The organism is Archangium sp., from assembly GCF_036389735.1.
Taxonomy (GTDB): domain Bacteria; phylum Myxococcota; class Myxococcia; order Myxococcales; family Myxococcaceae; genus Archangium.
Genome location: NZ_DASVWK010000865.1, coordinates 1 through 7,098 on the forward strand (window position 1 = coordinate 1; position 7,098 = coordinate 7,098).

General features: G+C 68.7%; 7 protein-coding genes. 1 reads left to right on the plus strand and 6 read right to left on the minus strand.

All coding sequences use genetic code 11. The features are described from left to right. Positions 1-1,315: single-stranded-DNA-specific exonuclease RecJ (gene recJ, locus VF794_RS30945; RefSeq protein ID WP_331116674.1), on the minus strand; the 1,315-nt coding region annotated here is incomplete at its 3' end. Positions 1,316-1,531: 216 nt separating this feature from the next. Here recJ and VF794_RS30950 point away from each other — a divergent pair. Further along, the gene (locus VF794_RS30950; RefSeq protein WP_331116676.1) at positions 1,532-2,128 is read left to right on the plus strand and encodes a hypothetical protein; all 597 of its coding nucleotides are present in this window, start codon (positions 1,532-1,534) and stop codon (positions 2,126-2,128) included. 138 nt (positions 2,129-2,266) lie between these two features. Here VF794_RS30950 and secF read toward each other — a convergent pair whose 3' ends face one another. The 5 genes from secF to VF794_RS30975 all read right to left on the minus strand — a co-directional run. Then, a complete protein-coding gene (gene secF, locus VF794_RS30955; RefSeq protein ID WP_331116678.1) occupies positions 2,267-3,451 on the minus strand; it encodes a protein translocase subunit SecF in 1,185 nt (394 codons plus the stop codon). A gap of 20 nt (positions 3,452-3,471) precedes the next feature. Then, positions 3,472-5,235 carry a protein translocase subunit SecD gene (secD, locus tag VF794_RS30960; protein ID WP_331116680.1) on the minus strand — a complete coding sequence of 588 codons (1,764 nt, stop codon included), beginning with the start codon at positions 5,233-5,235 and terminating at the stop codon, positions 3,472-3,474. Further along, positions 5,235-5,585 carry a preprotein translocase subunit YajC gene (gene yajC / locus VF794_RS30965; RefSeq protein ID WP_331116682.1) on the minus strand — a complete coding sequence of 117 codons (351 nt, stop codon included), beginning with the start codon at positions 5,583-5,585 and terminating at the stop codon, positions 5,235-5,237. Before yajC ends, secD begins: the two co-directional genes overlap by 1 nt. Positions 5,586-5,757: 172 nt before the next feature. Beyond that, positions 5,758-6,942: a tRNA guanosine(34) transglycosylase Tgt gene (tgt, locus tag VF794_RS30970; RefSeq protein ID WP_331116684.1), complete on the minus strand. Its 1,185-nt coding sequence runs from the start codon at positions 6,940-6,942 to the stop codon at positions 5,758-5,760. 16 nt (positions 6,943-6,958) lie between these two features. Beyond that, positions 6,959-7,098 (minus strand): S-adenosylmethionine:tRNA ribosyltransferase-isomerase (locus VF794_RS30975; protein ID WP_331116686.1); only part of this gene is annotated, 140 nt, incomplete at its 5' end.

A 7,098-nucleotide genomic window follows, 5' to 3' on the forward strand; every position in this document is an offset into this window, starting at 1 on the left:
CGAAGGCCTCGCGGAAGGCCGGCAGGTGCCTGGCCTCCACGGTGAGTCCGGCGGCGTGCTTGTGGCCGCCGAAGCGGGCCAGCAGGTCCGCGCAACCACTGATGGCGTCGTAGAGGTGGAAGCCCTCGATGCTGCGCGCCGAGCCCTTCCCCACCCCGTCCTTCACCCCCACCATCACCGTGGGCCGATGGAAGCGCTCCACCACGCGCGAGGCGACAATCCCGATGACGCCCGGGTGCCAGCCGTCGGCGTAGAGGACGAAGCCGCGCGACTGCTCGGCCCGCTCGGCCGCCTGGGCGAGCGCCTCGGTGAGGATGCCGCTCTCGATGCCCTGCCGCTCGGCGTTGGCCCGGTCCAGCACCTGCGCCAGCGAGCGCGCCGCGTCGAGCGACTCGGAGCACAGCAACTGCAATCCCAGGGACGCGTCATGCAGGCGGCCGGCGGCGTTGATGCGAGGCCCCAGACGGTAGCCCACCTGCCCGGCGGTGATGGGGCTGTCGGCCTCGAGGCCAGCGACCTCCTTGAGGGCCCGCACTCCATGGCGGCGACCGGCCGAGAGTTCCTGGAGGCCGTGGTGCACGAGGATGCGGTTGGCGCCGGTGAGGGGCACCACGTCGGCCACGGTGGCCATGGCCACCAGGTCCAACAGCGCCTTGAGGTTGGGCTCCTTGCGGGTGGCGAACCAGCCGTCCTCGCGCAGCCGCTTGCGCAGCCCCATGCAGAGGTTGAAGGCCACGCCAGCGGCGCACAGGTGCTTGGTGGGGTACTCGCAGCCGGGTTGGTGTGGGTTGAGCACCGCCACGGCCGGGGGCAGCGTGGGCGGCACGGTGTGGTGGTCCACCACCACCACGTCCAGGCCCAGCTCCTTGGCCCGGGAGATCTCCGCCACGGAGGTGATGCCGCAATCGAGCGTCACCAGGACGCGGGTGCCCTCCGCGGCGATCTTCTCCACCGCCTGGAGGTTGAGGCCGTAGCCCTCGTCGAGCCGGTGGGGGATATAGGTGTTGGGCCGGGCGCCCAGCTCCCGGAGGAACAGGGCGAGCAGCGAGGTGGAGCACACGCCGTCCACGTCATAGTCGCCGTAGAGGGTGATGCGCTCCTTCTCGCGCACGGCGCGGTAGAGGCGATCCACCGCGGCGACCATGCCCTTCATCCGGAAGGGATCCGGCAGGTCGGCCAGCTTGTCCGTGAGGAAGGCCGAGGCGGCCTCGGGGGTACGGAAACCGCGGTGCACGAGCACGCGCGCGGAGAGCGGATGCAGCCCGAGCTCCGAGGCCAGGGACGCGGCCTGCTCCTGGGGCACCTCCGGCATCATCCAACGCACGTTCGCAACCCCTCTTCGGTGGCCCACCCGGGCCAGCAACCAATGTTCAGTCTACCTCGGACGTAGCTCCAAGGGAACCCAACCTGGGGCCCGTCACTTCGTCCATACAGCTTCCGAGCAGACAGGCGCTGGTCGGATGCTCCCTGGGCCCCCGCCCTGGGGCGGATGCACAGCTTGGAGTGCATACCTGAGAACACGGAGGACGGCATGGCATTCAGGGGCATCCGGATGGCGACCCTCTCGCTCGCGCTGGGGTTGGCCGGTACCGCGATGGCACAGGGCAAGGGGGACAAGCAAGGAGATGTGAACATCTTCCTGGGGGGCGGGGTCGGCGGGTACACGGGTGACCTGGGTGGGTTGACGGACACGGGCCCCGCGTGGGGCGTCACCCTGAACGTCCAGCCCTACAAGATGCTGGGCTTCGAGGTGGGTTACGCCGGCACCAAGAACGACGTGACGGACGATCGCTCCAGCGCCGAGGCCCCCTCCTTCCTCCGCCATGGCGCGAGCAGCCTGGTGAAGGTGTCGCCGCCCTTCATGGAGCGCGTGCGGCCCTTCGTGGGCGCGGGGCTTGGCGTCTCCTACGTCTTCGTGCGCAACGGGCAGACGAGCCCGTACAACTCGGACCTGATGGAGGAGGTTCCGCTGGCGGCGGGCATCGAGTTCAACTCCGGCGCCCTGACGGCTGGCCTGCGCGGCACCTACCGGATCCTGGTGGACGACAACTTCGCGGACGCGGCGGTGCCGGGGGACGCGAGCGGCAACCTGGTGGACACCACCCTCACCGTGGGAGGCCGCTTCTGAGCCGGCGCCCCAAAAAACCGACGGCCCCCGTCCCCGCCGCGACGCGGTACACGAGGGCCGTCCGGGTCTACCCCCTCTCCCAATGGGAGAGGACCGGGGCGAGGAGCGACTCCCCACCCTCGGCGCTTCAGCCCACGCTCAACCCGGAGCGTTGGCCTGCTGCTTCAGGCCGCCGCCCTTGTTCCGCTCGCGGGCTTCGCGAGCGGCGGCGCGCTCATCCAGCCAGATGGTGAGCGGGCTGGCGATGTACACGGTCGAGTAGGTACCCACGAGGATGCCGATGAGCATCGCCCAGGCGAAGTCGCGGATCTCTCCCACGCCGAAGATGAGCAGGCCGATGAGGGAGAGGGCCGTGGTGCCCGAGGTGAGGATGGTGCGGCCCAGGGTGTCGTTGATGGCGATGTTGATCACCTCCGCGAACGGCTTGCCCTTGAACTTGGCCATGTCCTCGCGGATGCGGTCGTAGATGACGATGGTGTCGTTGACCGAGTAGCCCACGATGGTGAGCAGCGCGGCGATGGCGGTGAGGCCGAACTCGGCGCGGCTGAACAGGTAGAAGCCGGCCACCATCACCACGTCATGGAGCATGGCGAGCAGCGCGCCCGGGCCGAACTTGAAGTCGAACCGGAACGCCACGTAGATGAGGATGGCGATCATCGAGTACAGCAGCGCGGCGACGCCGCGGTTGCGCAGCTGCTTGCCGACCTGCGGACCCACGTACTCGGTGCGGCGCATCTCGAAGTCCGGCTGGCCTTCCTGCAGGCCCGTCATCAGCGCGGCGCGGATGCGGTCCGCCATGCCGCTGGCGACGATCTGGTAGTCGAAGCCGCCGGCCTGCGCCTGGCCCAGCTCGCGCACTTCCTCCACGCCCGTGCCAGTGCCCTCCACCGCCTTGCGGAGCTGCTCGGTGGGGATCGCCTTCTCGGAGCGCAGGTTGATGATGCCGTTGGCCAGGTCCGGGTAGAGGCTCTTCATCGGCCCCAGCGCCTGGAGGGACTCCTTGGCCTTGGCCGCGTTCTCCTCGGTGAGCTGGGTGACGCCACCCAGCCGCAGGAGGAACGAGTTCTCGTTGGCCGCGCCGATGCTCTGCACCGACACGTCGGGCAGTCCACCCGCCTCGGCGCGCTTGCGCACGTCCGCCGCGCTGATGGGCTTGTTGAACTGCACCTCCACCACCGTACCGCCGGCGAAGTCCACCCCGAGGTTGAAGCCCCACACGGCGATGCCCACCAGGATGATCAGGTTGATCGCCGTGGAGATGAAGATGGCGGGCTTGCGCTTGCCAATGAAGTCGATGTTCGTCTGGTTCTTGAGGATTTGCATCTGCTGTTCCCCGGGGCCTGTTAGACGGACAGCGTCTTACGGCTGTGGACGAAGTAGTTCATGAAGACGCGCGTCACGAGAATGGACGTGAAGAGCGACGCCAGCAGGCCGATGATCATCGTGGTGGCGAAGCCGCGCACCGGGCCCGTGCCCGTGAAGAAGAGGATGAAGCCGGCGATGAGCGCGGTGACGTGGGCGTCGAAGATGGTCCAGAAGGCCCGGTCGTAGCCCTGCTCCACCGCCGTGCGCAGCGTCTTGCCATGGCCCAACTCCTCGCGGATGCGCTCGTTGATGAGCACGTTGGCATCCACCGCGACGCCCAGGGTCAGCGCGAAGGCGGCGATGCCCGGCAGGGTGAGCGTGGCGTTGAAGAGCGCCAGGCCGGCGAGCATGAGCAGGCCGTTGAGCGCCAGCGCCACGTCGGCGATGACACCCGCGGCCTTGTAGTAGATGGCCATGAAGAGGATGACGAGCGCCAGGCCCACGATGGCGGCCAGGCTGCCCTTGCGGATGAGCTCGTCGCCCAGCGAGGCGCCCACCTGGCGGATTTCACCCGTGGTCACTGGCGCCGGCAGCGCGCCCGCCTTGAGGGCCAGCGCCAGCGTCTGCGCGTCGGCCAGCCACACCTCGAGGGGACGGCCACCCGAGCGGCCCATGGTGATGCGAGCCCGGCCACCACCGATGCGCTCGTTGATGCGCGGGGCGGACTGCACGTTCTCGTCCAGCACGATGGCCATGCGCCGGCCCGTGCCCTTCTCGGTGAGCAGCTCGAACTCGCGAGCGCCGGCCGGGTCGAAGCTGATGTTCACCTCCGGCTCGTTGAGCTGGCTGAGCGCGGCATCCGCGCCCGTCACGCTCTCGCCCGTGAGGGGCACGTCCTTCTCCACCAGATAGGTGCGGTAGCTGTCGCACGCGCTCTTCCTCGTCGCGCTGGGGACGCACTCCAGCAGCACCTGGCGGTCCTGGGGCGTCTTGTCCGCCACGTAGGCCAGCAGCGCCTCGCGGTTGGGGCCCACCAGCTGCGGGAAGCCCTCGGCGGTGTCCAGCGTGATGTTGCTGCCCTCCGGCGGCGGCGTCGTCTGGTACGTCTGCCGGAAGAAGTCGGTGGTGTCGTCCACCATGCGGAACTCGAGCTGCGCCGTGGTGCCCACCAACTCCTTGGCCCGCTCGGGATCATTGCGGCCCGGCAGGGAGATCTGGATGGCATCGGTGCCCAGCTTGCGCACGTCGACCTCGGCCACGCCCCACTTGTCGATGCGGCTGCGGATGATGAGCATCGCCTGGTCCACGGACTCCTCGCGGAAGCGCGTCACCTGGCCCTCCTCCGGGGTGAGCACCAGCGTCGGGCCCTCGCGCGACACCCGGACGAAGTCGGTGAAGGTGGCGAGCACCTCCTTCTCGATGGCGTCCATGGTGGCCGGATCCTTGGCGGTCAGCGAGAGCCGCAGCGCCTCGGGATCCGTGCTCACGGACACCTCGCCCAGCTGCTTCTCGTTGATGTAGCGGGCGATCACATCACCCCGGCGCTCGGTCCGCTTCTGCAGCGCCGTCTTGGTGTCCACCCGCATCACCATGTGGATGCCGCCCTGCAGGTCCAGCCCCAGGTTGATGCGGTACTTCGCGGGGGGCGCCCACTTGGGCATCTTCTCCTCGAGCAGGACCAGGTTGTTGCGCTGGCTCCTCTCGAGCACGAACAGCGAATAATAGGAGGGGATGAGGAGCCACAGGGTCAGCAGCGTCACGCCGATGACCAGGCCCAGCCTCCAGTACCAGCCGCGATCCATTACTTCTCCTCCTTCTTGTCGTCGATCTTCGCGGCCGGGGCCTCGGGGCCCACCGCATACCTGCCAGCCACGGACGACTTGAGCACTCGGATGCGCACGCCGTTGGCCACCTCGAGCGTCACCTCGCGCTCCGACACCACCTGGATGCGCCCGATGAGCCCGCCCTGGGTGATGACCTCATCACCCTTCTTCAGCCCGGAGAGCAGCTCGCGGTGCGCCTTGAGCTGCTTCTGCTGGGGGCGGATCATGATGAAGTACATGATGGCGAACAGGGCGACGATGAACAGGATGTTCACCGCGCCGCCAGGGCCGCCCGCCGCCTGAGCCAGAATCAGAAAGCTGTCTGCCACAAACCGCCTCGTCGCTTAGAGAGGGATCCGCTCGCGCCGCCGTCCACCACCGGACAACTGACGCACCGGAAAGGGGGGCCTCTTAGCAGCAGGCCCACACCCCCGGCAAGAGAACGGCGAGAAAGACCCGGACTTCCCGTGCTTTATCGTGCCTGCCTGGGGGGTCGCCGGGTCATTTCTTCCGGGTGCGTTCAGTCTCCTGGGCGCGGGCCTTCTCCCGGAAGTCGCGGGCGAAGGAAGCATACCGGTCCTCGGCGATGGCCCGACGCACCTCCTTCATCAGGGTGAGGAAGTAGTGGAGGTTGTGCAGGGTGTTGAGCCGCATGGCGAGGATCTCCCCCGCCACGAAGAGGTGGCGCAGGTACGCCCGGCTGAAGGTGCGGCAGGTGTAGCAGGTGCAGGCCGGGTCGGGCGGGCGCTCATCCTTGGCGAAGGTGGCGTTGCGGATGACGAGCTTGCCCTCCGAAGTGAAGAGCAGGCCATTGCGCGCGCACCGGGTGGGCAGCACGCAGTCGAACATGTCCACCCCGTGCTCCACGCAGGTGACCAGGTCCACGGGCGTCCCCACCCCCATGAGGTAGCGCGGCTTGTCCCGGGGGAGCAGCGGGGCGGAGAAGGCCACGCCCTCGTGCATGGCCTCGGGTGTCTCCCCCACCGAGAAGCCGCCGAGCGCGTAGCCCGGTAGGTCCACAGCGCACACGTCCTCGGCGTGGCTCTTGCGCAGCTGCTTGTCCAGGCCGCCCTGGACGATGCCAAAGAGGGAGGAGCGCTCGCGGCTCCAGGCCTTCACGCACCGCTGGAGCCAGCGCGTGGTGCGCGCCAGGGACTTCTCCAGGTAGGCCCGGTCCTCGGTGGAGGGCGGGCACTCGTCGAAGGCCATGATGATGTCCGCGCCGAGCGTCTCCTGGATCTCGATGGAGCGCTCGGGGGACAGGAGGATGTGGCGCCCGTCCAGATGCGACTGGAAGGCCGCGCCCTCCTCGGTGATCTTGCGCTTCTCGGCGAGGCTGAAGACCTGGAAGCCGCCGCTGTCGGTGAGCATGGGGCGCTCCCAGGAGATGAAGCGGTGCAGGCCGCCCATCTCCCCCACCAGGTCGTCTCCGGGCCGGAGCATCAGGTGGTAGGTGTTGCCGAGGATGATCTGCGCGTCGAGCGTGAGCAGATCATCCGGCCCCACGCCCTTGACGCTGCCCACGGTGCCCACGGGCATGAAGATGGGCGTCTCCACGGGGCCGTGCGGTGTGTGCAGCCGTCCCCGGCGCGCGCGGGTGCCCGAGGCGTCCTCGTGCAACAGCTCGTAGCGCACCAGGCTCGGTGCGACCCGGGTGTCCCCCTTCTGCTTGCGCGGCTCTGCCATGGCGTCTGTCGTCTCCCTACTCCGTCACCAACATCGCGTCGCCGTACGAGAAGAACCGGTAGCCGGCGGCGACCGCCTCCCGGTAGGCCACCAGGGTGCGCTCGCGCCCGAGCAGCGCGCTCACCAGCACCACCAGCGTGGAGCGCGGCAGGTGGA

Coding starts and splice junctions, on each gene's coding strand:
- VF794_RS30950 (WP_331116676.1), top strand. CDS start 1,532: ATGGCATTCAGGGGCATCCGGATGGCGACCCTCTCGCTCGCGCTGGGG.
- secF (WP_331116678.1), bottom strand. CDS start 3,451: ATGCAAATCCTCAAGAACCAGACGAACATCGACTTCATTGGCAAGCGC.
- secD (WP_331116680.1), bottom strand. CDS start 5,235: ATGGATCGCGGCTGGTACTGGAGGCTGGGCCTGGTCATCGGCGTGACG.
- tgt (WP_331116684.1), bottom strand. CDS start 6,942: ATGGCAGAGCCGCGCAAGCAGAAGGGGGACACCCGGGTCGCACCGAGC.